The following is a 23,301-nucleotide window of genomic DNA, read 5'->3' as shown; positions in this document are numbered from 1 at the left end:
CCGTTCGTCAGGGCAGGTGGGGTGCCGGGTCGGGGCCCAGGCCCAGGAGGTCGGCCAGGCGGGTGCGGTGGTGGTGCGGGGGGCCGAAGAGGTGGGTGGTGGCGTGGGCGCGTTTGAAGTAGCGGTGGGCGTCGTGTTCCCAGGTGATGCCGATGCCGCCGTGGAGCTGGACGGTCTCGGCCGCGACCTCGGAGAAGGCTTCCGAGCAGATCGACTTGGCCGAGGCGGCGAGGCGGGGCAGGTCCGGGGAGGGGGTGGGGCCGGCGGCGGCGAAGGCGGCGCCGAGGGCGGCTGAGCGGGCCGACTCGACGCGGACGTAGGCGTCCGCGAGGCGGTGTTTGACGGCCTGGAAGGAGCCGATGGGGCGGCCGAACTGGACGCGTTGCCCGGCGTACGCCACCGTCAGTTCGAGGCATCGCGCCGCCGCGCCGACCTGTTCGGCGGCGAGGGCGGTGCAGGCGTGGTCGAGGACCTCGGCGAGGACGCGGGCGGCGTCGCCGTCGGTGCCGACGAGGCGGGCCGGTGCGTCGGCGAGGAGGAGACGGGACTGGGGGCGGGTGGTGTCCATGGGGACCGTCTCCTCGTGGCGGACGCCGGGGGCGTCCGGGCGCACGGCGAAGAGGGACGGGCCCGCGGGGGTGCGGGCGGCCACCAGGAGGACGTCGGCGCGGATGCCGTCGAGGACGTGGTCCTTGGTGCCCGTCAGGCGCCAGCCGCCGGAGGAGGGGGTGGCGCGGGCGCGGATCGCGGCGGGGGTCCAGGAGCCGGACTCCGCCCAGGCCAGGGCCGCCACCGAGGTGCCCGCGGCCAGGTCCGGCAGCAGGTCGGCGCAGGCCGCCGGGTCGCCGGAGGCCAGCAGGGCGCGCACCGCGAGGACGGCGGAGCCGAGGTACGGGACCGGGCTCAGGGCCCGGCCCAGCTCCTCCATCACCACGTGGACCTCCACGGCCCCGCAGCCCGCGCCGCCGTACTCCTCCGGCACGGCCAGGCCCGCGGCCCCGATCTGTCCCGCCAGTGGACGCCAGGCCGCGTCACCGGAGTGGCGCCGGAGCAACGCCCTGACCGATGCGCGCAGTTCCTCTTGTTCTTCGTCGAGTCGCATGGTGCCTTCCGTTCTCTTCCCGGCGGGACCCGGGGGCTTCAGGGGGCCAGGACGCGGGCCCGGCAGGCGGCCGGGGTGCCCCAGGCGTCGCGGAGGGGGCGGGCCTTGCGGATCCAGAGGGAGAGGTCCAGCTCCTCGGTGTAGCCGATGGCGCCGTGGAGCTGGAGGGCCGTGCGGGCGGCGGCGTACGCGGCTCCGCCCGCGGCGACCTTGGCGGCGGCGATCTCGCGCGGGGCGCTTCTGGATCCGGCGGCGCACGCCAACGCCGCCGCGTACAGCAGGGGTTGCGCGAACTCCAGGGCGACGAGGGTGTCGGCGAGGCGGTGTTTGACGGCCTGGAAGGAGCCGATGGGGACGCCGAACTGGGTGCGCCCGCGGACGTGGGCGACCGTCCGGTCGAGCAGGGCCCGGCCGAGGCCGAGGGACTGCGCCGCCGTCGCGAGGGCGGCGACGCCGGCGGCGTGCGCGGCGGCGGCCGTCACCTCGGGGCCGCGCGCCAGGACCGTGCCGCCGAGCGGCCGGGACAGGCGGCGTACGGGATCGGCGGAGGGCTGCGGGGGGCCGGCGGACTCCGCGAGGAGCAGGGCGTCGCCGTCCACGACGAGGACGGCGTCGGCGGCGTCGGCGTCCAGCGCGTACGGGCCGGCGGACTCCGGCGCGCACAGGGACAGGACCGCCTTGCCCGCGGCCACGCGCGGCAGCCAGGCGGCGGCCGTCCCGGGGTGGCCGAGCCGGTCGAGGAGGGCCGCCGCCGCCACCGTCTCCACCAGCGGGCCGGGCACGGCGTGCCGGCCCAGTTCGATGAAGGAGAAGGCCAGTTCGACGGGGAGCGGGCCCATTCCCTCGTGCTCCTCGGGCACGGCCAGGGCGAAGACGCCGGTCTCCGCGAGGCGGGACCAGAGCGCGAGGCCCGGGGCGTGGTCGCCGGCCGCCCAGGCGCGGGCGGCGGCCGGGGTGTCGGCCGCGCCGAGCAGGGCGTCCAGGGTGCGGGCGAGGTCGCGGTGTTCGTCGTCGGGCAGGAAGCGCATCACCGGCGTCCCTTCGGCAGGCCGAGCAGCCGCTCGGCGATGATGTCGCGCTGGATCTCGTTGGTGCCGGCGTAGATGGGTCCGGCGAGGGCGAAGGTGTAGCCCTCCGCCCAACTCCCTCGCCCCGGGGCCTCGTCGGCCTCGTCGCCCAGCTCCCCGTAAGGGCCGAGGAGGTCGAGTGCCGTCTCGTGGAGGGCGATGTCGAGCTCCGACCAGAAGACCTTGTTGAGGCTGGACTCGGCGCCGAGGGTGCCCCCGGCGGCGATCCGGGAGGCGTTGGCCCAGGTGAAGAGCTGATAGGCGCGGGCGCCGACGACGGCGTCGGCGACCCGGTCGCGCAGGGCGGTGTCGGCGGGGTCGCCGTGCTCCCGCCACAGGGCGGTGAGCCGGTCGGCGGCGGCGGTGAAGCGGCCAGGGCTGCGCAGGGTCAGCCCGCGCTCGTTGCCCGCCGTGCTCATCGCGACCCGCCAGCCCTGGCCGGGCTCGCCGATGACGTCCGCGTCGGGGACGAAGACCCCGTCGAGGAAGAGCTCCGCGAAGGCGGGCTTGCCGTCGAGCCGGCCCACCGGGCGCACGGTCACGCCGTCCGCGTCGAGCGGGAACATCAGGTACGTCAGCCCCTGGTGCGGCTTCGCGGCGCCCGGGTCGCTGCGGAAGAGCCCGAAGGCCCGGTCGGCGAAGGCGGCCCGTGAGGACCAGGTCTTCTGGCCGTGGAGCAGCCAGCCGCCGTCGGTGCGCACGGCGGTGGAGCGCAGGCTCGCGAGGTCGGAGCCGGACTCGGGCTCGGACCACGCCTGGGCCCAGATGACCTCGCCGGAGGCCATGGCGGGCAGCACGCGGGCGCGCTGCTCCTCGGTGCCGTGCTCGAAGAGGGTGGGGGCGAGGAGGTTGATGCCGTTCTGGCTCACCCGGCCGGGGGCGCCGGCCGCGTAGTACTCCTCCTCGAAGACCAGCCACTGGAGGACGGTGGCGTCCCGGCCGCCGTAGGCCCGGGGCCAGGAGACGGCCGACCAGCCGGCGGCGGCGAGGGTCCGCTCCCAGGCGCGGTGGGCGGCGAAGCCCTCCCCGGTCTCCAGGGAGGGGAGCGGTTCGGCGGGCACGTGGGCGGCGAGCCAGGCGCGGGCCTCGGCCCGGAAGGCGTCGTCCGCGGGGGAGTGGTCGAGGTCCATCAGGATTCCGCCGCCTTCATCGCGTGGACGTCCATGCCGCCGAGGGGGTCCCGGGCGGTCTCGGCGTTGTGCGCGTGCGCGAGGTGGTGCAGTCCGAAGACCGCGTCCATACCGGTGTGCAGGCCCTGGAGGTCCTCGGCCTGGTTGACCGCGCGCTTGGCCAGGGCGAGGCCCATCCGAGGCATGGCGGCGATCCGGTTCGCCAGCTCCATCGTCCTGTCGGTGAGTTCCTCGCGCGGGACGACGTGGTTGACCATGCCGACCTCGTGGGCGCGGCGGGCGGACATCCGGTCGCCGGTGTAGAGGAACTCCTTGGCGATCCGCGGCGGCATCACCCAGGGATGGGCGAAGTACTCGACGCCGGGGATGCCCATGCGGACCACCGGGTCGGCGAAGAAGGCGTCCTCGGAGGCGACGATCAGGTCGCAGATCCAGGCGAGCATCAGTCCGCCGGCGACGCAGGCGCCCTGCACCGACGCGACGACGGGCTTGGGGAGTTCGCGCCAGCGGCGGCACATGCCGAGGTAGACCTCGGACTCGCGGGCGAAGCGGCTCTCGGCGCCCGCCTTGTCCGAGTGGTCCCACCAGAGCCCTGCCCGGCGCTCGAACGGCAGGTGGGCGTCCCGTTCGGGGGTGCCGATGTCGTGCCCGGCGGAGAAGTGCTCGCCCGCCCCGGCGAGGACGACGACCTTGACCTCGTCGTCGGCGGCGGCGCGGTAGAAGGCGCGGTCCAGGGCGTAGGTCATCGCGGAGTTCTGGGCGTTGCGGTAGCGGGGCCGGTCCATGGTGACGACGGCGACGGGGCCCCGCCGCTCGTAGCGGACGGGCTCGGAGCCCCCGGTTCCGGAGACGCCGGTTCCGGAGGTCCCGTCCTCGGAGCCCTCGGTTCCGGAGGTCCCCTTCCCGGAGGACCCGTCCCCGGAGCCCTCGGTTCCGGCGTTCCCGGGCCCCGTGCGGGGCCCCTGTGCGGTGGTGCGGGCAGCGGACATCCGCCCTCCTTCCCTAACAAGTGTTTGGTAGGTTAACGTACGGCCATGAGCAACGTCGAGGAGTTCCGCAGAGAGGTCCGCAGCTGGCTGCGCTCCCATCTCACCGGCGATTTCGCGGCTCTCAAGGGCCGCGGCGGACCCGGGCGCGAGCACGAGGCGCACGCCGAACGCCTCGTCTGGGAACGGCACATGGCCGCCCACGGCTGGACCTGCGTCGGCTGGCCGGAGGAGTACGGCGGCCGCGGCGCGAGCCTGGAGGAACAGGTCGCCTTCCACGAGGAGTACGCCCTCGCCGACGCCCCCGCGCGCGTCGGCCACATCGGGGAACAGCTCCTCGGCCCCACCCTCATCGCCTTCGGCACCCCCGCCCAGCGGGCGCGCTTCCTGCCCCGGATCGTCGCCGTCGACGAACTGTGGTGCCAGGGCTACTCCGAGCCCGACGCGGGATCCGACCTCGCGAACGTCCGCACCCGCGCCGAACGCGACGGCGGCGACTGGGTCGTCACCGGACAGAAGGTCTGGACGTCACAGGCCCACGAGTCCGACTGGTGCTTCGTCGTCGCCCGCACCGAACCCGGCTCCGTCCGGCACCACGGCCTCTCCTACCTGCTGGTCCCGCTGCGCGCGCCCGGCGTGGAGATCCGGCCGATCGTCCAGCTCACCGGCACCTCCGAATTCAACGAGGTCTTCTTCGACGGAGCCCGCACCGACGCCGCCCACGTCGTGGGCGCCCCCGGCGACGGCTGGAAGGTGGCCATGGCGACCCTCGGCTTCGAACGCGGCGTCTCCACCCTCGGCCAGCAGGTCGGCTTCCGCCGCGAGCTGGAGGCCGTCATCGCGCTGGCCCGGTCGAACGGCGCCGCCGCCGACCCGCTCGTCCGCGACCGCATCGCCCGCGCCTGGACCGGCCTGGAGACCATCCGCTTCAACGCCCTGCGGATGCTGAGCGGCGTCGCCGCAGGGGCCCCCGGACCCGAGGCCTCCATCGGCAAGATCTTCTGGGCCACCTGGCACCGCGAGCTGGGCGAACTCGCCATGGACGTCTGCGGCGCCGGCGGCATGCTCGCCGAGGGCGGGCCGTACGAGCTCACCGACTGGCAGCGCCTCTACCTCTTCTCCCGCTCCGACACCATCTACGCCGGATCCAACGAGATCCAGCGGAACATCATCGCCGAGCGCGTCCTCGGCCTGCCGAAGGAGCCGCGACCGTGACCGCCTCCCCCCTGGGCACCCCGCCCCCCTACGTCCCCGGCCACGGGCTGCTCGCCGGCCGCGGCGCCGTCATCACCGCCGCCGCCGGAGCCGGCATCGGCGGCGCGACCGCCCGCCGCTTCCTGGAGGAGGGCGCCCGGGTCGTCCTCTCCGACGCCCACGCCCGCCGCCTCAAGGAGTCCGAGGCGGAACTGGCCGCCGAGTTCGGCGCCGACCGGGTCGCCTCCCTGCCCTGCGACGTCACCGACGAGAACCAGGTCGCCGCCCTCCTCGACCTCGTCGAGGAACGGCACGGGAGGCTCGACGTCGTCGTCAACAACGCGGGCCTCGGAGGCACTTCGGACCTCGTCGACATGACCGACGCCCAGTGGGACAAGGTCCTCGACGTCACCCTGGGCGGCACCTTCCGCTGCACCCGGGCCGCGCTCCGCCGCTTCCGGGACTCCGGCACCGGGGGCGTCGTCGTCAACAACGCCTCCGTCGTCGGCTGGCGCGCGCAGAAGGGCCAGGCCCACTACGCCGCCGCCAAGGCCGGCGTCATGGCACTCACCCGCTGCGCCGCGCTCGAAGCCGCCGCGTACGGCGTCCGCGTCAACGCCGTCTCGCCGAGCCTCGCCATGCACCCCCACCTGGTGAAGGTCACCACCCCCGAACTCCTCGCCGAACTCACCTCCCAGGAGGCATTCGGGCGGTACGCCGAACCGTGGGAGATCGCCAACGTCATCGTCTTCCTGGCCGGCGACTACTCCTCCTACCTGACCGGCGAGGTCCTCTCCGTCAGCAGCCGGCACCCGTGAGACCGGCTCCCGCGCGGCGCCGCGAACTCCTGGACACGGCCGCCGAGGTGTTCGCCGCCCAGGGGTACGACGCCACTACCGTCCGCCGCATCGCCGACGCGGCCGGACTGCTCGCGGGCAGCCTCTACTACCACTTCGACTCCAAGGAGTCGATGCTCGACGAGATCCTGCGCGCCTTCCTCGACGAACTGCGGGGCCGGTACGACGCCGTGCTCGCCGCCTCCCTCGGCCCCCGGGAGACCATCGAGGCGCTGGTGACGGAGTCCTTCCGGGAGATCGACCGGCACCGGGCCGCCGTCGCCATCTACCAGAAGGAGTCCCGGCACCTCGCGGCACTGCCCCGCTTCCGCTACCTCGCCGACTCCCGGCTCGGCTTCGAACGCGCCTGGTCGGGGACGCTGGAGCGGGGGGTCGCGGACGGCGTCTTCCGCGCGGACCTCGACGTCCGGCTCACCTACCGCTTCGTCCGCGACACCGTCTGGGTCGCCGCCTCCTGGTACCGCCCCGGCGGCCGGCACAGCCCGGAGGAGATCGCCCGCCAGTACCTGTCGATGGTCCTCGACGGGATCGCCGTACGCCCCTGAAGAACCCCTCTCTGCACAAGGAGTGACCATGGCCGAGGCCTACATCGTGGAAGCCGTCCGCACCCCGGTCGGCAGGCGCAACGGCGGGCTCTCCGCCGTCCACCCCGCCGACCTCGGCGCCCACGTGCTCAAGGCGCTGATGGAACGGGCGGGCGCCGACCCCGCCGCCGTCGAGGACGTCGTCTTCGGCTGCCTCGACACCGTCGGGCCGCAGGCCGGCGACATCGCCCGCACGGCCTGGCTCGCCGCGGGCCTCCCCGAGGAGGTGCCCGGCGTCACCGTCGACCGCCAGTGCGGCTCCTCCCAGCAGGCCCTCCACTTCGCCGCGCAGGGCGTGCTGTCCGGCACCCAGGACCTCGTCGTCGCCGGCGGCGTCCAGAACATGTCGATGGTCCCCATCGCCTTCGCCAGCCGCCAGGCCGCCGCGCCCCTCGGCATGACCGAGGGCCCGTACGCGGGCTCCGCGGGCTGGCGGGCCCGCTACGGCGACCAGCCCGTCAACCAGTTCCACGGCGCCGAACTCATCGCCACCAAGTGGGACATCAGCCGCCGGGACATGGAGGAGTTCGCCCTCCGCTCGCACCGGCGGGCGGTCCGCGCCCTCGACGAGGGCCGCTTCGACCGCGAGACCGTGCCCTACGGCGACGTCACCGCCGACGAGGGGCCGCGCCGCGACACCAGCCTGGAGAAGATGGCGGGCCTGGCGCCGGTCGTCGAGGGCGGCCGGATCACCGCCGCCGTCTCCTCCCAGGTCTCCGACGGGGCCTCCGCGCTGCTCCTCGCCGGCGAGCGGGCGGTCCGCGAGCACGGGCTGACCCCCCGCGCCCGGATCCACCACCTGTCGGTCCGCGGCGAGGACCCGATCCGGATGCTGTCCGCACCGATACCGGCGACGGCGTACGCCCTGAAGAAGGCCGGGATGACCCTGGACGACATCGACCTGGTCGAGATCAACGAGGCGTTCGCCCCCGTCGTCCTCGCCTGGCTCAAGGAGACCGGCGCGGACCCGGAGAAGGTCAACGTCAACGGCGGCGCGATCGCCCTCGGCCACCCCCTCGGCGCCACCGGCACCAAGCTGACCACCACCCTCCTCCACGAACTGGAGCGCACCGGAGGCCGCTACGGCCTCCAGACGATGTGCGAGGGCGGCGGCCAGGCGAACGTGACGATCATCGAGCGGCTGTAGGCGCGGCGGCGCCCCCACCGTCCGGCCGGAGGCCGGCGCGGGCTCCCGAAGCCCGGGAGGCCCCCTCGGGCCGAGCGGCGCGAGGGGGCCGGTGAAAGCGGGGCCGCCGGGCGTCAGGCCGGGCGCGGCAGCGTGCGGAGCACCGCCGCCGCCTCGGCCATGACGCGGTCGACCAGCTCCGCGCAGGAGGGCAGGTCCTCGATGAGGCCCGCGACCTGGCCGGAGGCCATCACGCCCAGGTCGGTGCGGCCGTCGACCATGGACGCCTTCAGGAGCATGGGGGTGTTCGCGGCGAGCAGGACCTGGCTCCAGGACAGGTCCTTGCCGTGCTTCATGGCGAGGCCGTCGCGGACCATCCGGTTCCAGCCCGTGCCGGACTCGCGCCGGAAGGCGGCGGCGTGCCGGAGCGCCCGCAGCAGCGACGCGGCCCGGCCGGAGCGCTCCAGGGCGTCGACCAGCTCGGTGCGGAGCATCCGGTGCGGCAGGCCGTCCACGGCGGTGGTGACGGTGACGTCGGTGACGGCCGCGCCGAGGTACCGCGCCTTCACCGCGTCGGGGACGGTGGAGTCGGAGGTGAGCAGGAAGCGGGTGCCCATGGCGACGCCCGCGGCGCCGTAGGAGAGCGCGGCGACCAGCCCGCGCCCGTCGTGGAAGCCGCCGGCGGCGATCACCGGGATGTCGACGGCGTCCACCACCTGGGGGAGGAGCACGGTGGTGGCGACGCTGCCGGTGTGCCCGCCGCCCTCGCCGCCCTGCACCACGACCGCGTCGGCGCCCCACGCGGCGACCTTCTCGGCGTGCCGCCGGGCGCCGACGGAGGGGATGACGACGACGCCCGCGTCCTTGAGCCGGGCGATGAGCTCGCGGGAGGGGGCGAGGGCGAAGGAGGCGACCTTCACCCCCTCCTCGATGATGACCCCCACGCGCTCGGCGGCGTCCCCCGCGTCCGCCCGCAGGTTCACCCCGAAGGGCGCGTCCGTCCGGGACTTCACCTCGCGGACGGCGCCGCGCAGCTGCTCGACGCCCATGGTCGCGGAGGCGAGGACGCCGAGCGCGCCCGCGTTCGCGGTGGCGGAGACGAGACGGGGGCCCGCCACCCAGCCCATGCCGGTCTGCACGACGGGGTGGCGGACGCCGACGAGTCCGGTGAGGGCGGTGGTGATCGTGGCGTCGCTCACGGCCGGACCTCCCGGTCCCGCAGGCCCTTCGGGTCGATCTCCTCGCGGACGAGCCGGAGTTCCTCCGCCGTCGGCTCGCGGGTGTACGGCACCTCGTCGGGGATCACCAGCGCGAAACCGGTCGCCTCCCGGACCTGTTCGACGGTGACGCCGGGGTGGAGCGAGCGCAGCCGCATGCGGCGGTCGGGGGTCTCGAAGTCGAAGACGCCCAGGTCGCTGACGACTTCGGGGATGCGGTGGTAGCGGGTGGCGGCCGGTCCGGCCGCGGCGGCCCGGTCGTGGCCGACGCCGCAGACCATGTCGACCCGCTCGACGAAGACCCGCGCCGAGTGCCTGGGGATCCAGTAGCTCGTCGGGTTGTTGAGGGTGTTGACGGGGGCGCCGCGGACGCCGAGGAGCTGGCGGGTGGGCCGCTCCCAGTCGCCGATGCAGGAGATGTTCTGGTTGCCGTACCGGTCGATCTGGCTGGCGCCCATCATCACGTGCCGCCGCCCGGTGGTGACCAGGGCGAGGTGCTGGCGGTACGGCAGCCAGCCCTCGACGACCCGGGGCGGCGCGCCGACCGCCGGGACGTCGGCCGTCAGCAGCGCCTCGCCGTCGGTGAGGAGCAGGTCGGGGGAGAAGGTGAGCCGGGCGAGCCGGGCGCCGATCGTGGGGACGGTGCCCATGGGGCTGGCCAGCACCTCGCCCGCGCCCCGCCACGCCTCGGCGCACGCCACCACGCAGTACTCGGCGCGGGTCACCGCCGCGCCCGCGCCGGGCCCGCCGCCCGCGCCCGTCCCCGTGCCGGACCCGGCGCCGGCCCGCGTACCGGCCCCGGCGCCCGCCCCCGTACCCGCTCCCGTACCGGACCGGTCGCCCGCCCCCGTACCCGATCCCGTCCGTGCGTCCGTGCCGCTCATGCCCGCTCCTCCTCGTGGAAGGCCGCCACGGCGGCCTGGTACGCGTCCTCGTCGCCGGACAGGAACCGCTCGGTGAAGGCCCGCCAGGCGCCGGGGTCGCGGGCGGCCTCGGCGTAGTGCCGCTGGAACGCCTCGTCCCGGTCGTGGTCGGGGACGCAGGAGGTGAAGTGGGCGCCGTTCGGGGCCTCCACGACCCCGCTGACGAAGGCCCGCTTGAGCAGCAGCGACTGCGGCCCGCCCTCCTTGGCCAGCTCCGCGGTCTCCACGATCCGCTCGCAGGAGACGTACGCGGTCTCCGCGGCCTCGCAGAACAGGTCGTCGAAGTACGGGTCGGGGCCCAGGTACTGGGCGTTGCCGTGGACGTCGGCGCGGTTGAGGTGGACGAGGGCCGCGTCCATGGACAGGGCGGGCACGGCGACCAGTTCCTCGCGGTCGCCGTAGGGGGAGGTGACCGTCCGCAGCGAGGGGTTGACGGTCATCACGTCCGAGGCGATCCCGGCCCGGACCGGCATGAACGGCAGCCGGTGCGAGGCGGCCGTGAGCCCCCACATCACCATCGCCTCGTCCAGCTCGACCAGTTCGAAGTCGCCGCGCCTGCGGGCGGCGCCGAAGTGCGGCTCCAGCGGGATCGAGTCGAGGGTGGCGAAGGCGGTGACGAGCTTGCGGATCCTCCCGGCGGCGGCCAGCAGACCCACGTCGGGGCCGCCGTACGAGACGACGGTGAGGTCGGTGACGTCGGACCGCAGCAGCGCGCGGACCAGCGCCATCGGCTTGCGCCGGGAGCCCCAGCCGCCGATGCCGATCGTCATCCCGCTGCGGAGTTCGGCGACGACCTGGTCGGCCGTCATCGTCTTGTCCCTGCTCACGGCTCAACTCTCCTTGTCGGTGGCGGGGTTCGTGCCGAAGGTGCCGCGGACCCGGTCCGCGACGCCGCTGAGGTTGGCCTCGAAGGTGAAGCCCTGCTCGAAGCGGTAGCTGCGCCGGACGTCCACCGGGTCGATGCCGTTGATGGCGGCCTTGGCGAGGCGGATCAACTGCCCGTCCTTGGCGGCGATCTCCCGGGCGAGCGCCAGGGACGCGTCGCGCAGCCGCTCCCGGGGGACGACCTCCCACACCGAGCCGTGCCGGTGCAGTTCCCCGGCGGTGACCGTGCGCGAGGTGTAGTAGAGGGTCCGCATGAGGTGCTGCGGGACGAGCCGGGCGAGGTGCGTGGCGGCGCCGAGGGCGCCCCGGTCCAGCTCCGGCAGGCCGAAGACGGCGTCGTCGGAGGCGACGATCGCGTCCGCGTTGCCGGCCAGGCCGATGCCGCCGCCCAGGCAGAAGCCGTGGACCTCGGCGACCACGGGGACCTCGCAGTCGTAGACGGCGGCGAACGCCTCGTAACAGCCGCGGTTGGCGCCGAGGATCGCCTCGGGGCCGGCCGCGCGCTGGATCTCCTTGATGTCCACGCCGGCGTTGAAGCCGCGGCCCCCGGCGGCCAGGACCACGCAGCGGACCTTCGGGTCGGCGCCTGCGGCGCGCACGGCGGCCGCCAGGTCGTACCAGCCCCGTACGGGAAGGGCGTTGACGGGCGGGAAGTCGACGGTGACGACGGCGACGCCCTCGTCGGGGGCGGAGGTGGAGACACCCATGAGCAGATCAGCTACCTTTCCACCAAACGTTTGTTAGGTGGAAGATAGCAGCGGTGAGCCCGCTGCGGGAGGTGTCCCTTGTCCGTGACCATCGATCTGTCCGGCTCCGTCGCCGTCGTGACCGGCGGCACCCGGGGCGTCGGCGCCGGGATCGCCCGCGCCCTCCTCGAAGCGGGCGCGGAGGTGGTGACCTGCGCCCGCAGACCCCCCGACCGGCCCGTCGAGGCGGCCGGCCGCACGGCCCGCTTCCTCCCCGCGGACCTGCGCGACCCCGACGCCGCCGACGCCCTCTTCCGCCGGGTCCGGGACGACCACGGACGGATCGACTCCCTGGTCAACAACGCCGGCGGCACCCCCTTCCGGCTGCTCGGCGACGGCGACGCGGCCTTCCACGCCCGGGTCGTCGAGCTCAACCTCCTCGCCCCGCTCACCGCCTCCCTCGCCGCGTACGAGGTGATGCGCCGGCAGCCGGACGGCGGCTCCATCACCATGGTCGGCAGCGTCAGCGGCACCCGCCCCTCCCCGGGCAGCGCCGCCTACGGGGCGGCCAAGGCCGGCCTGGAGAACCTGGCCCGCTCCATGGCCGTCGAATGGGCGCCCCTGGTCCGGGTCAACACCCTGGTCCTCGGCATGGTCCGCACCGAACTGTCCCACCTGCACTACGGCGACGAGGACGGGATCGCCGCCGTCGCCCGGACCGTCCCCCTCGGCCGCCTCGCCGACCCCGCCGACATCGGCGACGCCTGCGTCTTCCTGGCCTCCGGGCGCGCCCGGTACGTCACCGGCGCCGCCCTCCACGTCCACGGCGGCGGGGAACGCCCGGCCTTCCTCGGCGCCGCCACCGCCAACCACACCGAGAAGCGAGGAACCCGCCCATGAACCCGCCCGTGAACCCGCCCACGGACCTGTCCACGAACCCGCCCACGGACCTGTCCGCGAACCCCTCCGTGAACCCGCCCGCGAACGGTCTCTGCGCGGGACGCGTCGTCGTCGTCACCGGGGCGGGCCGCGGCCTCGGCCGGGCCCACGCCCTCGCCTTCGCCGCCGAGGGCGCGAAGGTCGTCGTCAACGACCTCGGCGTCGGACTCGACGGCACCCCCGGACCGGACGCCCCGGCCTCCCTCGTCGCCGAGGAGATCCGGGCGGCCGGCGGCGAGGCCGTCGCCCACGGCGGCGACATCGCCACCGAGGAGGGCGCCGCCTCCCTCGTCGCCACCGCCCTCGACGCCTTCGGCCGCCTCGACACCCTCGTCAACAACGCCGGATTCCTCCGCGACCGGATGCTCGTCAACCTCGGCGAGGCCGACTGGGACGCCGTCATGCGCGTCCACCTCAAGGGCCACTTCCTGCCGCTCAGGCACGCCGCCGCCCACTGGCGCGCCGAGGCCAAGGCGGGCCGCACGCCCCGCGCCCGGGTGGTCAACACCAGCTCCGGCGCCGGGCTCCTCGGCAGCGTCGGCCAGGGAAACTACGCCGCCGCCAAGGCCGGCATCATCGGCCTCACCCTCGTCGCCTCCGCCGAACTCGCCCCGTACGGCGTCCAGGTCAACGCCCTCGCACCCGCCGCCCGCACCCGCATGACCGAGCGGACCTTCGCCGAGACCATGGCCGCCCCCGAGGACGACGGCTTCGACGCGATGGCTCCGGAGAACGTCTCCCCGCTCGTCGTCTGGCTCGGCTCCGGCGCCGGCGAGGGCGTCACCGGCCGCGTCTTCGAGGCGGAGGCCGGGCGCATCACCGTCATGGAGGGCTGGCGTCCCGGCCCCACCGCCGACAAGGGCGCCCGCTGGACCCCGGCGGAGGCCGGCGAGGCCGTCGTCGGCCTCCTCGCCGCCGCCGAACCCCCGCAGCCGGTGTACGGCGCGCGCTGACGGACGGTACGGAGGAGGTACGGGCGCGGGGCGGCGACGGGGCGGAGCGGGCACGCGGGGCGGAGCCCGTACCGGAGGACCGGCCGGAGCCGTATCGGAGGACCGGCCGGAGCCGTACCGGAGGACCCGCTGGAGCCGTACCGGAGGCCGTACGGCCGAGGGGGCCGGGTGCGCGACGCACCCGGCCCCCTCCGCCTTTCCCGCTCACCGGGAAACCGTCCTCCCGCCGCCCGGCCGCCGCGGCCTAGCCTCCCCGGACCCACGGAAGTGGACCGACAGAAACCAGGAGGGACGAGATGACTGCACTCGACGACGAGGTCAGGGTCATCGACGCCGGCCGGCCACCCGCGCGCTTCGCCCGGGGCTGGCACTGCCTCGGCCTCGCCGACGCCTTCAAGGACGGACGGCCGCACGAGATCGAGGCGTTCGGCACCCGGCTCGTGGTCTTCCAGGGCCGGGACGACGGCGCGCTCCACGTCCTGAACGCCTACTGCCCCCACATGGGCGGCAACCTCGCCCAGGGCACCGTCAAGGGCGACGCCGTCGCCTGCCCCTTCCACGACTGGCGCTGGGCGGGCGACGGCCGCTGCGCCGGCGTCCCGTACGCCCGCCGGGTCCCGCCCCGCGCCCGCACCCGTGCCTGGACCGCCCTGGAGCGGAACCGGCAGCTCTTCGTCTGGAACGACCCCGAGGGCAACCCGCCGCCGCCCGGCGTCACCATCCCCGAACTCCCGGGAATCCACGGCCCCGGGGCCGCCGAGTGGAGCGACTGGACCTGGAAGACCCTCCGCGTCGAAGGCTCCCACTGCCGGGAGATCGTCGACAACGTCGTGGACATGGCGCACTTCTACTACGTCCACTACGCCTTCCCCGAGTACTTCAAGAACGTCTTCGACGGCCACGTCGCCACCCAGTACATGGAGAGCAGTCCCCGCGGCGACATGGAGCTCGGCACCCTCAGTGCGGGCAGGCTCCGCTCCGACGCCTCCTATCACGGCCCCTCCTACATGATCGACCACCTCCACAGCGACGTCGGCGGCGGCCTGGAGATGGAGATCGTCCTCATCAACTGCCACTACCCGATCGACGAGAACAGCTTCCTGCTCCAGTACGGGGCGATCGTGAAGCGGCTCCCCGGCATGACCGACGAACAGGCCGCCGACGCCGCCCGCCTGACCGCCGAGGGCGCCACCGTCGGTTTCGAGCAGGACGTGGAGATCTGGCGGAACAAGACCCGGATCGACAACCCGCTGCTGACCGAGGAGGACGGACCGGTCTATCAACTCCGCCGCTGGTACGAGCAGTTCTACGTCGACGCCGCCGACGTCAAGGACGAGATGACCCGCCGCTTCGAGTTCGAGGTCGACACCCGGCGCGCCAACGAGGCCTGGCACGCCGAGGTCGCCGAGAACCTGGCCCGCCGCGCGGCCGGCCCCGCAGAGGCGTCCTGACGTGCGGCCGGTGGAGTGCGCGGCCTGCGGCAATCAGGTCCTGTGCGAGAAGTTCAGCCCCGCCCACACCTCCGTGCAGTGGACCGCCGAAGCGGCCGTCTCCTGCGCCGAGTTCCGCGACCGGGCGGGCGGCGGGGGCGGGACCACGGCCCGGCTGCGGACCTGCCGGGCGCTGCGGAGCAGCATCGACCGCGCGGTCGCCGACGGCACCCTGGAGGTGGACGATGTCCGCACCGACGCCTGACCCCGGGGCGCCGCCGGAGACCGGCCCCCGGACGCGCACCCACCGGCTCCGCGTCGCCGAGGTCGTCGAGGAGACGGCCGACGCCCGCTCCCTGGTCTTCCGGGTCCCGCCGGAGAGCGCCGGGCGCCTCGCCTACCTCCCCGGACAGTTCCTCACCCTGCGGCTGCCCGGCCCGGACGGCGGGTCCCTCGCCCGCTGCTACTCCCTCGCGAGCTCCCCGCACACCGGGGAACCGCTGAAGGTCACCGTCAAGCGGGTGGCCGGAGGGTACGGCTCCCACTGGATCTGCGACCGCCTGGCGGCCGGCGACGAGGTGGAGGTGCTGGCCCCGGCCGGGACCTTCACCCCCCGCTCCCTCGACGGGGACCTGCTGCTCGTCGCCGGGGGCAGCGGCATCACCCCGGTCCTGTCGATCGCCAAGTCCGTCCTGGCGGCCGGCCGGGGACGGATCGCGCTCTGGTACGCCAACCGCGACGAGGGCTCCGTCATCTTCCGCGACGAACTGCGGGAGCTCGCCGAGGACTTCCCGGACCGGCTGCTCGTCCTGCACTGGCTGGAATCGCTCCAGGGCCTGCCCGTCGCGGACCGGCTCGCCGCCGCGCTCGCGCCGTACGCCGGGAGGGAGGCGTTCCTCTGCGGGCCCGGCCCGCTCATGGACGCCGCCGAGCAGGCCCTCCGCTCCCTCGGCGCCCCCGCCGGACGGGTGCACCGGGAGCGGTTCTTCTCCCTGGGCGGCGACGTCTTCGGCACACCGGAACCCCCGCCCGCACCGGTGCCGCAAGCGGCGGGCGGCACCGTCGTCGTGGAGCTCGACGGGGAGACCCGCACGGTCGGCTGGCCGGCCGCCACCCCGCTCCTCGACGCGCTCCTCGCGGCCGGCGTCGACGCCCCGTACTCCTGCCGGGAGGGCGCGTGCAGCGCCTGCACCTGCCGGGTCACCGAGGGCGAGGTGAAGATGGTCCGCAACGAGGTCCTGGACGCCCGGGACGTCCGCGACGGCTACGTCCTCGCCTGCCAGGCCCTCGCCCTCACCGAACGGGTCGGCGTCACCTACGACTGAGGGAGGAACGGCGGAGGGGGCGTCCCGCGTCCGCGCGGGCACCCCCGGGCCCGTTTCCCGGGCCCGGGCCCCGCTCCTCGCCGGGCCCCTCCCGCCTCACATCCAGTCGCTGAACCGCAGCCAGGCCATCATGTTGTCCATCGACGGCTGCGACACCCCCGCCGCGTCCCCGGGGCCCGCCGGCCGCACCTGCCGCTCCGGCTGCCGGCCCGGCCCGAACATCGACCGCCACACCGACCGGGCGCAGCCGCGCACCAGCGGTGCGATCCGCTCCAGGTCCCGGTGGACGTTGTGCCCGCACACCGAGATCGCCGCGACCGCCCGGCCCGCCCCGCGCAGCGGCGCCGCCACGCAGAACACGTTCCGGTGCCCCTCCTCGTGGTCGAAGGCGACCCCCCGCTCCCGGACCAGGGCCAGCTCGGCACGGAAGGACTCGGGGCGGGTGATCGTGCGCGGCGTGCGGGGCCGCAGCCCGTCGCGTATCACCCGCTCCACCGCCGCGGCCTCCCCGAACGCGAGGATCGCCTTCCCCGACGCCGTGCAGTACGCCGGCTGGCGGCCGCCGGCCCGCGACGGCACCCCGGAGTCGTCCGAGCCGCCGATCCGCTCCAGACAGACCACCTCGGAGCCGTCGAGGACCGTGAAGTGCACCAGGTGGCCCGTCGACTCGTGCAGCGCGTGCAGATGGGGGAGGGCCGCCCGGCGCAGCCGGTTGTGGTGCGAGGCCATCGCGCCCAGCTCCAGCATCCCCATGCCCAGCCGGTAGTCCCGGCCCTCCCGCTCCAGCCAGCGCAGCTGTACCAGTTGGTCGAGGATGCGGTGGGCGGAGGAGCGGCGGATGCCCGAGAGCTGCACGACCTCGGTCAGGGTCAGCCTCGGCCCCGCGCTCTGGAAGGCGCTCAGCACCTTCGCCGCCTTCTCCAGCAGGGACAGGGGCGCGGCCCCGGCCACGACGGGCTCCACGGTGCTCGTCGTCATTGACACACCTCCCACACGGACGGCACGGCGGGGCGCGGCCCCGCCGTGTGTCCACTCTCTCCGGATTGCGTGGAGATTGCCAGAGCGCCGAGGGGCGGGGGAAGGGGGTGTTCCGTCTCGGAACGGTAAAGCGTAGGTTCGACGCCGGGACATCCGCGCGACTCCGCCGTGCGGGCCGGGCACGAGAGGCACACGCATGCGCGACGAGGACGTCCTCGCGGCGGTCCGCGCCCTCGCCCCCGTCCTGCGAAGGCGCGCCGCCGAGACCGAGGAGCTGCGGCGCCTCCCCGCCGCCTCCGTCGCCGAGCTGGCCGGCACCGGCTTCTTCCGGCTGCTCGCGCCCCGCCGCCACGGCGGCCTCGCCGCCGACCCCGCCGTCTTCTACGCCGCCGTCCACGAGCTCGCCCGGGCGTGCGGCTCCACCGGCTGGACCGCCGCCGCGTTCGGCGTCCACGCCTGGTACGCCGCCCAGCTCGACGCCCGCGCCCAGGACGAGGTGCGAGGCGGGGCGGAGCCCGGCACCGGCCCCGCCCTGATCTGCTCCTCGCACGCCCCCACCGGCACCGTCACCGCCGTGGACGGCGGCTTCCGGCTCTCCGGCCGCTGGCACTTCTCGGCCGGCTGCGACCACGCCTCTTGGGCGCTGCTCGGCGGGGTCGTCACCGGCCCGGACGGCGAGCCCGTCGACATGCGGACCTTCCTCGTGCCCCGTGCCGACTACCGGGTGGACGACGTGTGGGACACCGTCGGGCTGCGCGGCACCGGCAGCAACGACGTCGTCGTGGACGACGCCTTCGTCCCCGCCCACCGGACCCTCGGCTACGGACCCGTCACCGCCCTGCGCTGCCCCGGCCACGAGGTCAACCCCGAACCCGTCTTCCGCCTCCCGTACGCCGCCGTCTTCACCACCGCCGTCTCCACCGCCCTGGTCGGCATCGCCGAGGGCGCCCACGAACACCACGTCACGGCCGCCCGGGTCCCCGTCGGCACCCCGCACGGCCGGCGGATCGCCGAGGACCCCTTCGCCCAGGCGCGGATCGCCCGCGCCGCCTCGGAGATCGACGCCGCCCGCCTCCAGCTCGCGCGCAACATGACCGACCTGTACGCCGTCGCCCGGGCCGGCGGCACCCCGGACGCCGCCCTGCGCGCCCGTGTCCGCCGCGACCAGGCGCTCGCCACCGAACGCGCCGTCACCGCCGTCGACCTGCTCCTCGCCGACGCCGGCGGCGGACCCCTGCGCAGCGGCGGCGACGTCCTCGGACGCGCCTGGCGCGACCTGCGCACCGGCCGCGGCCAGGCCGCCAACGACGTCGAGCGGGCCCTCGTCCTCGCCGGACGCACGGCCCTCGGCCTCGACGTCCGCGACCCCATGCTCTGAGCCCCGGAGCGCTCCCGGCGGGTTCCGCAGCCTCCTCGGCCCCGCCCCTGAGAAGCCCCTGAGAAGCCCCGAAGGCCCCCCGGCGGCCCGCTTCCCGCTCAGTGGGAGCCGCGCATTTCACTCGGCACCGGCCCGTCGTACGGTCCTGGCACTTCCCGCGCGACGACCCGAAAAGGGGATGCCCCATGGCCGAAGACGTCCTGGCAGCGATCCGTGACCTCGCCCCCGGTCTGCGCGAGCGCGCCGCCGAAGCCGAGGAACTCCGGCGCGTTCCCGACGCCTCCGTCAAGGAACTGGAGGACACCGGCTTCTTCCAGCTGCTCCAGCCCCGGACCTTCGGCGGCCTCGCGGCCGACCCGCTGGTCCACTACACGGCGGTCAAGGAGATCGCCAAGGCGTGCGGCTCGACCGGCTGGGTCTCCTCCGTCCTCGGCGTCCACCCCTGGCACGTCGCCCTCTACGACCCCCGGGCCCAGCAGGAGGTGTGGGGCGAGGACCCGAAGACCCGGATCGCCTCCTCGTACGCCCCCACCGGCAGGGCGACGCCCGTGGACGGCGGCTTCCGCCTCTCCGGCCGCTGGCACTTCTCCTCCGGCTGCGACCACGCCTCCTGGGCGCTCCTCGGCTGTCTCGTCCCCGACGCCGACGGCAACCCCGTCGACATGCGGACCTTCCTCGTGCCCCGTGCCGACTACCGGGTGGACGACGTGTGGGACACCGTCGGGCTGCGCGGCACCGGCAGCAACGACGTCGTCGTGGACGACGCCTTCGTCCCCGAGCACCGCGCCCTCGGCTTCGGCCCGGTCACCGCCCTCCGGGTGCCCGGCCACGAGATCAACCCCGAACCCCTCTACCGCCTCCCGTACGCCGCCGTCTTCACCACCACCATCGCCACTCCGATCGTCGGCATCGCGGAGGGCGCCTACGAGTCCTACGCCGCCGCGACCCGGGAAAGGTTCCGCGTCAGCTACGGCCAGAAGGTCGCCGAGGACCCCTTCGCCCAGGTCCGCATCGCCCGCGCCGCGAGCGACGTCGACGCCGCCTGGCTCCAGCTCACCCGCAACATGCGGGAGCTGTACGCCTGCGCGGAGCGCGGCGAGGAACTCCCCGTGGAACTGCGCGTCCGCACCCGCCGCGACCAGGTCCTCGCCACCGAACGCGCCGTCGCCGCCGTCGACCTGCTGATGGAGAACGCCGGCGGCAACGCCATGCGCACCGGCCCGGGACCCGTCCAGCGCGCCTGGCGCGACGCCCACACCGGACGCGGCCACGCCGCCAACGACCCCGAGCGGGCCCTCGTCATGTACGGGCAGTGCGCGCTCGGCATCCCCGTCCACGACACCATGGCCTGAGAGGGGTGCCCGGATGACCGGCCTCACCTACGAGTCGACCTCCCGCACGGCCAAGGCGGCCGGACTCACCCTCCACTACCACGAGGCGGGCCCCGAGGGCGGGCCCGGCGCCCCCGTCGTGATCATGCTGCACGGCGGCGGCCCCGGTGCCTCCGGCTGGAGCAACTTCGGCGGCAACCTCCCGGTCTTCGCCGGCCGCTTCCGCACCCTCCTCGTCGACCAGCCCTGCTACGGCCGCTCCGACAAACCCGTGCTCGACCGCGACTACTTCACCGCCAGCGCGCACGCCGTCGCCGCCCTCATGGACGAACTCGGCATCGAACGCGCCCACTTCGTCGGCAACTCGCTCGGCGGCGGCGCCGCCGTCCGCTTCGCCCTCGACCACCCCGGACGGGCCGGAAAGCTCCTCCTCATGGGCCCCGGCGGCGTCTCCGTCAACCTCTTCGCCCCCGACCCCACCGAGGGCATCCGGCGGCTCTTCGACTTCAACGCCGCCGCCGAACCCACCCGGGAACAGATGCGCGCCTTCCTCGAAGTGATGGCGTACGACCGGACGATCGTCACCGACGCCCTCGTCGAGGAACGCTTCGCCTCCGCCACCGACCCCGACACCCGCCTCGGCACCGCCCGCATGGGCGCCTCCTTCGCCAACCCCGAGTGGGCCGAGGCCGCCATGCTGTGGCGCGAGGCCCACCGGCTCACCCAGCCGGTCCTGCTCACCTGGGGCCGCGAGGACCGGGTCAACCCCCTCGACGGCGCCCTCGTCGCCCTGAAGACCATCCCGGACGCGCGGCTCCACGTCTTCCCCCACTGCGGCCACTGGGCCCAGACCGAGCGGGCCGACGAGTTCAACCGCCTCGCCCTCGACTTCTTCTCCCACTGAGCCCCGCCCCCCACCCCTTCCCCTTCCCCACCGGGACTCCGATCCCTCCCCGCACTGAAGGGTGCACCCCATGGACATCCGCGCTCTCGGCTACCTGCGCCTGGAGACCACCCGCCCCGACGAGTGGCGCCGCTACACCCTCGACCTCCTCGGCATGGCGGAGGCGTCCGGCAGCACCGCCGACGCCCTCCTGCTGCGCCTCGACGACCGCGCGTACCGCATCGAGATCCGCACCGGCGGGAGCGACCGGCTCCTCGCCGCCGGCTGGGAGCTCGCCGGCGCCCGAGCCCTCGCCGACGCCGTCGCCGAACTGGAGGCCGCAGGCGTCGCCGTGAAGACCGCCGACGCCGCCGAGTGCGCCGAACGCCGCGTCCAGGGCCTCCTCCACCTCACCGACCCCTGCGGCAACCCCCTGGAGCTCTACTGGGGCCAGGCCCAGGACCACACCCCCCTCGCCACCCCGTACGGCAACCGCTTCGTCACCGGCGACCTCGGCCTCGGCCACGTCGTCCTGCCCGTCCCGGACACCGGGGCCGCCCTCGACTTCTACGAGGACCTCCTCGGCTTCCAGCTCCGCGACTCCATGAAGCTCCCGCCGCAGGCCGTGCCGACCGCCGCCGAACAGCGCGACTTCCACTGGATGCACTTCCTCAGCCCCAACCGCCGCCACCACAGCCTGGGCCTCTACCCCGGCGCGCTGCCCCCCGGCATCGTCCACTTCATGGTGGAGCTGGAGACCCTGGACGACGTCGGCCTCGGCCTCGACCGCATGCACGCCGCCGGCGTCCCCATCGCCTCCAGCCTCGGCCGCCACACCAACGACCGCATGGTCTCCTTCTACGCCCAGGCCCCCGGCGGCTTCCAGGTCGAGTACGGCTGGGACGGCCTCGTCGTGGACCCGGCCACCTGGGTCGCCAAGGAGATCACCGCCGACAGCGTCTGGGGCCACCGGTGGAACGGCTGATCGACCCCGCCGCCTTCCGGGACGTGCTGGGCCGCTTCGCCAGCGGCATCACCGTCGTCGCGGCCCTCGCCGACGGCAGGCCCGCCGGATTCGCCTGCCAGTCCTTCGCCTCCCTCTCCCTCGACCCGCCGCTCGTCATGCTGGCCGTGGGCCGCTCCTCCACCAGCTGGCCGGCGATCGAGGGGGCCGGACGCTTCTGCGTCAACATCCTCGCCGAGGACCAGCGCGCCACCTGCGCCGCCCTCGGCCGCAGCGGCCCCGACAAGTTCGCCGGAGTGCCCTGGCACGAGAGCGCCCACGGCACCGTCCGCGTCGACGGCGCCCTCGCCCACGTCGAGTGCGCGGTGCACTCCGTGTACGAGGCGGGCGACCACCACCTGGTCACCGCCCAGGTCCTCGCCCTCGACGCCGGCGAGGACGGCCGGCCGCTGCTCTACTACCGCAGCCGCTACGCCGTCGGGGCCTTCTGATGCCGATCGACCCCGTGAAGGCGGTCGCCGCGCCCCCGGTGCGGACCCCCGCCGTCTGGGACGCCCACGCCGTGCGCCTCTACCACCTGGCGCTCGGCGCGGGCGCCCGCGAGACCGACCCCCGCGAACTGCGCTACGTCTACGAGGGACACGAGCGGGGCCTCACCGTCCTGCCCACCTTCGGCGTGGTCGCGGGCGGCACCGGAGGCGTCGGCTTCCAGGTCTTCGACCACCCCGGCATCGACGTCGACCTGGCCTCCGTCCTCCACGGCGGCCAGGAGATCACCGTCCACCGCCCGCTGCCCGCCGCCGCCCGGGGCACCGCCGTCACCCGCGTCACCGCCGTCCACGACAAGGGCCGGGCCGCCGTCGTCGTCCAGGAGTCCGTCCTCCTCGACGAGGACGGCGCACCCCTCCTCACCCAGCGCAACGAGATCTTCGTCCGCGGCGGAGGCGGCTTCGGCGGCGACCGGGGCCCCGCCCGCCGCACGCCCGCCCCCGACCGGGCACCCGACCTCGTCCTGGAACTCCCCACCCTCCGCCAGCAGGCCCTGCTCTACCGGCTCACCGGCGACTGGAACCCGCTGCACGCCGACCCCGCGACCGCCCGCCGAGCCGGCTACGACCGGCCCGTCCTGCACGGACTGTGCACCTTCGGCATGGCCGTCAAGGCCGTCACCGACCGGCTGTACGACGGCGACGCCGGCGCGGTCACCGGCTGCCGCACCCGCTTCGCCGGGGTCTTCTTCCCCGGCGAGACCCTGCGGCTGCGCCTCTGGTCCACCGACGGCGGCCACCTGCTGACCGCCACCGCCGCCGACCGCGACGACGCCCCCGTCCTCACCGACGCCCTCGTCACCGGCCGCTGACCC

Annotated in this window: 24 protein-coding genes; 15 read left to right on the top strand and 9 right to left on the bottom strand. The window is 74.9% G+C overall.

Translation table 11 applies throughout. The features are described 5' to 3' along the window. Window positions 1–7: 7 nt before the first annotated feature. The 4 genes from IE326_RS38900 to IE326_RS38885 are packed head-to-tail and all read right to left on the bottom strand — an operon-like array spanning window position 8 to window position 4,288. A complete protein-coding gene (locus IE326_RS38900; RefSeq protein ID WP_150234747.1) occupies window positions 8–1,102 on the bottom strand; it encodes an acyl-CoA dehydrogenase family protein in 1,095 nt (364 codons plus the stop codon). Between the two features lie 38 nt (window positions 1,103–1,140). Beyond that, window positions 1,141–2,130 (bottom strand): acyl-CoA dehydrogenase family protein, encoded by a 990-nt coding sequence (locus IE326_RS38895; RefSeq protein WP_190044928.1) that lies wholly within the window; start codon window positions 2,128–2,130, stop codon window positions 1,141–1,143. Next, window positions 2,130–3,299, bottom strand: a complete 1,170-nt coding sequence (locus IE326_RS38890; protein ID WP_190044927.1) for an acyl-CoA dehydrogenase family protein — start codon at window positions 3,297–3,299, stop codon at window positions 2,130–2,132. The genes IE326_RS38895 and IE326_RS38890 overlap by 1 nt, the downstream gene beginning before the upstream one ends. Next, a complete protein-coding gene (locus tag IE326_RS38885; RefSeq protein WP_229915869.1) occupies window positions 3,299–4,288 on the bottom strand; it encodes an enoyl-CoA hydratase in 990 nt (329 codons plus the stop codon). The genes IE326_RS38890 and IE326_RS38885 overlap by 1 nt, the downstream gene beginning before the upstream one ends. 45 nt (window positions 4,289–4,333) lie before the next feature. On the opposite strand from IE326_RS38885, the gene IE326_RS38880 reads away from it, so the two are divergent. Genes IE326_RS38880 through IE326_RS38865 form a run of 4 tightly spaced genes read left to right on the top strand, consistent with a single transcriptional unit; the run spans window position 4,334 to window position 8,067 of the window. Further along, window positions 4,334–5,500: an acyl-CoA dehydrogenase family protein gene (locus tag IE326_RS38880; RefSeq protein ID WP_190044926.1), complete on the top strand. Its 1,167-nt coding sequence runs from the start codon at window positions 4,334–4,336 to the stop codon at window positions 5,498–5,500. Continuing rightward, window positions 5,497–6,297 carry an SDR family oxidoreductase gene (locus tag IE326_RS38875; protein WP_190044925.1) on the top strand — a complete coding sequence of 267 codons (801 nt, stop codon included), beginning with the start codon at window positions 5,497–5,499 and terminating at the stop codon, window positions 6,295–6,297. Before IE326_RS38880 ends, IE326_RS38875 begins: the two co-directional genes overlap by 4 nt. Next, window positions 6,294–6,881: a TetR/AcrR family transcriptional regulator gene (locus IE326_RS38870; protein WP_190044924.1), complete on the top strand. Its 588-nt coding sequence runs from the start codon at window positions 6,294–6,296 to the stop codon at window positions 6,879–6,881. Before IE326_RS38875 ends, IE326_RS38870 begins: the two co-directional genes overlap by 4 nt. A 28-nt stretch (window positions 6,882–6,909) precedes the next feature. Next, entirely contained in the window at window positions 6,910–8,067 is a 1,158-nt protein-coding gene (locus IE326_RS38865; RefSeq protein WP_150234739.1) for an acetyl-CoA C-acetyltransferase, read from the top strand. 113 nt (window positions 8,068–8,180) lie between these two features. Here the strand turns inward: IE326_RS38865 and IE326_RS38860 are convergent, their stop codons facing one another. From IE326_RS38860 to IE326_RS38845, 4 genes are read right to left on the bottom strand one after another with little or no spacing between them, the layout of a single operon-like run. Next, window positions 8,181–9,230, bottom strand: coding sequence for an NAD(P)H-dependent flavin oxidoreductase (locus IE326_RS38860; RefSeq protein WP_190045058.1), 1,050 nt, complete (start codon window positions 9,228–9,230; stop codon window positions 8,181–8,183). 11 nt (window positions 9,231–9,241) lie between these two features. Beyond that, window positions 9,242–10,147 carry a CoA-transferase subunit beta gene (locus tag IE326_RS38855; protein ID WP_229915868.1) on the bottom strand — a complete coding sequence of 302 codons (906 nt, stop codon included), beginning with the start codon at window positions 10,145–10,147 and terminating at the stop codon, window positions 9,242–9,244. Beyond that, on the bottom strand, window positions 10,144–10,995 hold the full coding sequence (locus IE326_RS38850; protein WP_150236215.1) for a CoA transferase subunit A: 852 nt from the start codon (window positions 10,993–10,995) through the stop codon (window positions 10,144–10,146). The genes IE326_RS38855 and IE326_RS38850 overlap by 4 nt, the downstream gene beginning before the upstream one ends. 21 nt (window positions 10,996–11,016) lie before the next feature. Beyond that, entirely contained in the window at window positions 11,017–11,778 is a 762-nt protein-coding gene (locus IE326_RS38845) for an enoyl-CoA hydratase family protein (RefSeq protein WP_190044923.1), read from the bottom strand. A 78-nt stretch (window positions 11,779–11,856) separates the two neighbouring features. On the opposite strand from IE326_RS38845, the gene IE326_RS38840 reads away from it, so the two are divergent. From IE326_RS38840 to IE326_RS38820, 5 genes are all read left to right on the top strand, one after another. After that, window positions 11,857–12,657, top strand: a complete 801-nt coding sequence (locus tag IE326_RS38840) for an SDR family oxidoreductase (RefSeq protein ID WP_190044922.1) — start codon at window positions 11,857–11,859, stop codon at window positions 12,655–12,657. Next, entirely contained in the window at window positions 12,654–13,649 is a 996-nt protein-coding gene (locus tag IE326_RS38835; protein ID WP_150234733.1) for an SDR family oxidoreductase, read from the top strand. Before IE326_RS38840 ends, IE326_RS38835 begins: the two co-directional genes overlap by 4 nt. 296 nt (window positions 13,650–13,945) lie before the next feature. Continuing rightward, window positions 13,946–15,100 carry a 3-ketosteroid-9-alpha-monooxygenase, oxygenase component gene (locus tag IE326_RS38830; RefSeq protein ID WP_190044921.1) on the top strand — a complete coding sequence of 385 codons (1,155 nt, stop codon included), beginning with the start codon at window positions 13,946–13,948 and terminating at the stop codon, window positions 15,098–15,100. Window position 15,101: 1 nt separating this feature from the next. After that, on the top strand, window positions 15,102–15,344 hold the full coding sequence (locus tag IE326_RS38825) for a hypothetical protein (RefSeq protein WP_190044920.1): 243 nt from the start codon (window positions 15,102–15,104) through the stop codon (window positions 15,342–15,344). Continuing rightward, the gene (locus tag IE326_RS38820) at window positions 15,325–16,404 is read left to right on the top strand and encodes a ferredoxin--NADP reductase (protein ID WP_150234727.1); all 1,080 of its coding nucleotides are present in this window, start codon (window positions 15,325–15,327) and stop codon (window positions 16,402–16,404) included. Before IE326_RS38825 ends, IE326_RS38820 begins: the two co-directional genes overlap by 20 nt. Window positions 16,405–16,500: 96 nt before the next feature. Here IE326_RS38820 and IE326_RS38815 read toward each other — a convergent pair whose 3' ends face one another. Beyond that, window positions 16,501–17,382, bottom strand: coding sequence for an IclR family transcriptional regulator (locus tag IE326_RS38815; protein ID WP_150234725.1), 882 nt, complete (start codon window positions 17,380–17,382; stop codon window positions 16,501–16,503). Window positions 17,383–17,578: 196 nt separating this feature from the next. On the opposite strand from IE326_RS38815, the gene hsaA (IE326_RS38810) reads away from it, so the two are divergent. From hsaA (IE326_RS38810) to IE326_RS38785, 6 genes are all read left to right on the top strand, one after another. Beyond that, window positions 17,579–18,760, top strand: a complete 1,182-nt coding sequence (hsaA, locus tag IE326_RS38810; RefSeq protein ID WP_190044919.1) for a 3-hydroxy-9,10-secoandrosta-1,3,5(10)-triene-9,17-dione monooxygenase oxygenase subunit — start codon at window positions 17,579–17,581, stop codon at window positions 18,758–18,760. A 185-nt stretch (window positions 18,761–18,945) separates the two neighbouring features. Next, entirely contained in the window at window positions 18,946–20,112 is a 1,167-nt protein-coding gene (gene hsaA, locus IE326_RS38805) for a 3-hydroxy-9,10-secoandrosta-1,3,5(10)-triene-9,17-dione monooxygenase oxygenase subunit (protein WP_190044918.1), read from the top strand. A 13-nt stretch (window positions 20,113–20,125) separates the two neighbouring features. Continuing rightward, a complete protein-coding gene (hsaD, locus tag IE326_RS38800) occupies window positions 20,126–20,995 on the top strand; it encodes a 4,5:9,10-diseco-3-hydroxy-5,9,17-trioxoandrosta-1(10),2-diene-4-oate hydrolase (protein ID WP_150234718.1) in 870 nt (289 codons plus the stop codon). A 70-nt stretch (window positions 20,996–21,065) separates the two neighbouring features. Then, complete coding sequence (locus IE326_RS38795) at window positions 21,066–21,959, top strand: VOC family protein (protein WP_190044917.1); 894 nt, start codon at window positions 21,066–21,068, stop codon at window positions 21,957–21,959. Beyond that, window positions 21,947–22,429 carry a flavin reductase family protein gene (locus IE326_RS38790; protein ID WP_190044916.1) on the top strand — a complete coding sequence of 161 codons (483 nt, stop codon included), beginning with the start codon at window positions 21,947–21,949 and terminating at the stop codon, window positions 22,427–22,429. Before IE326_RS38795 ends, IE326_RS38790 begins: the two co-directional genes overlap by 13 nt. Next, window positions 22,429–23,298 (top strand): MaoC/PaaZ C-terminal domain-containing protein, encoded by an 870-nt coding sequence (locus IE326_RS38785; RefSeq protein WP_190044915.1) that lies wholly within the window; start codon window positions 22,429–22,431, stop codon window positions 23,296–23,298. Before IE326_RS38790 ends, IE326_RS38785 begins: the two co-directional genes overlap by 1 nt. Window positions 23,299–23,301 lie beyond the last annotated feature (3 nt).

The sequence above is a fragment of the Streptomyces filamentosus genome (genome assembly GCF_014654895.1).
Taxonomy (GTDB): Bacteria; Actinomycetota; Actinomycetes; order Streptomycetales; family Streptomycetaceae; genus Streptomyces; species Streptomyces filamentosus.
This window is presented reverse-complemented; position numbering and strand designations above follow the sequence as displayed.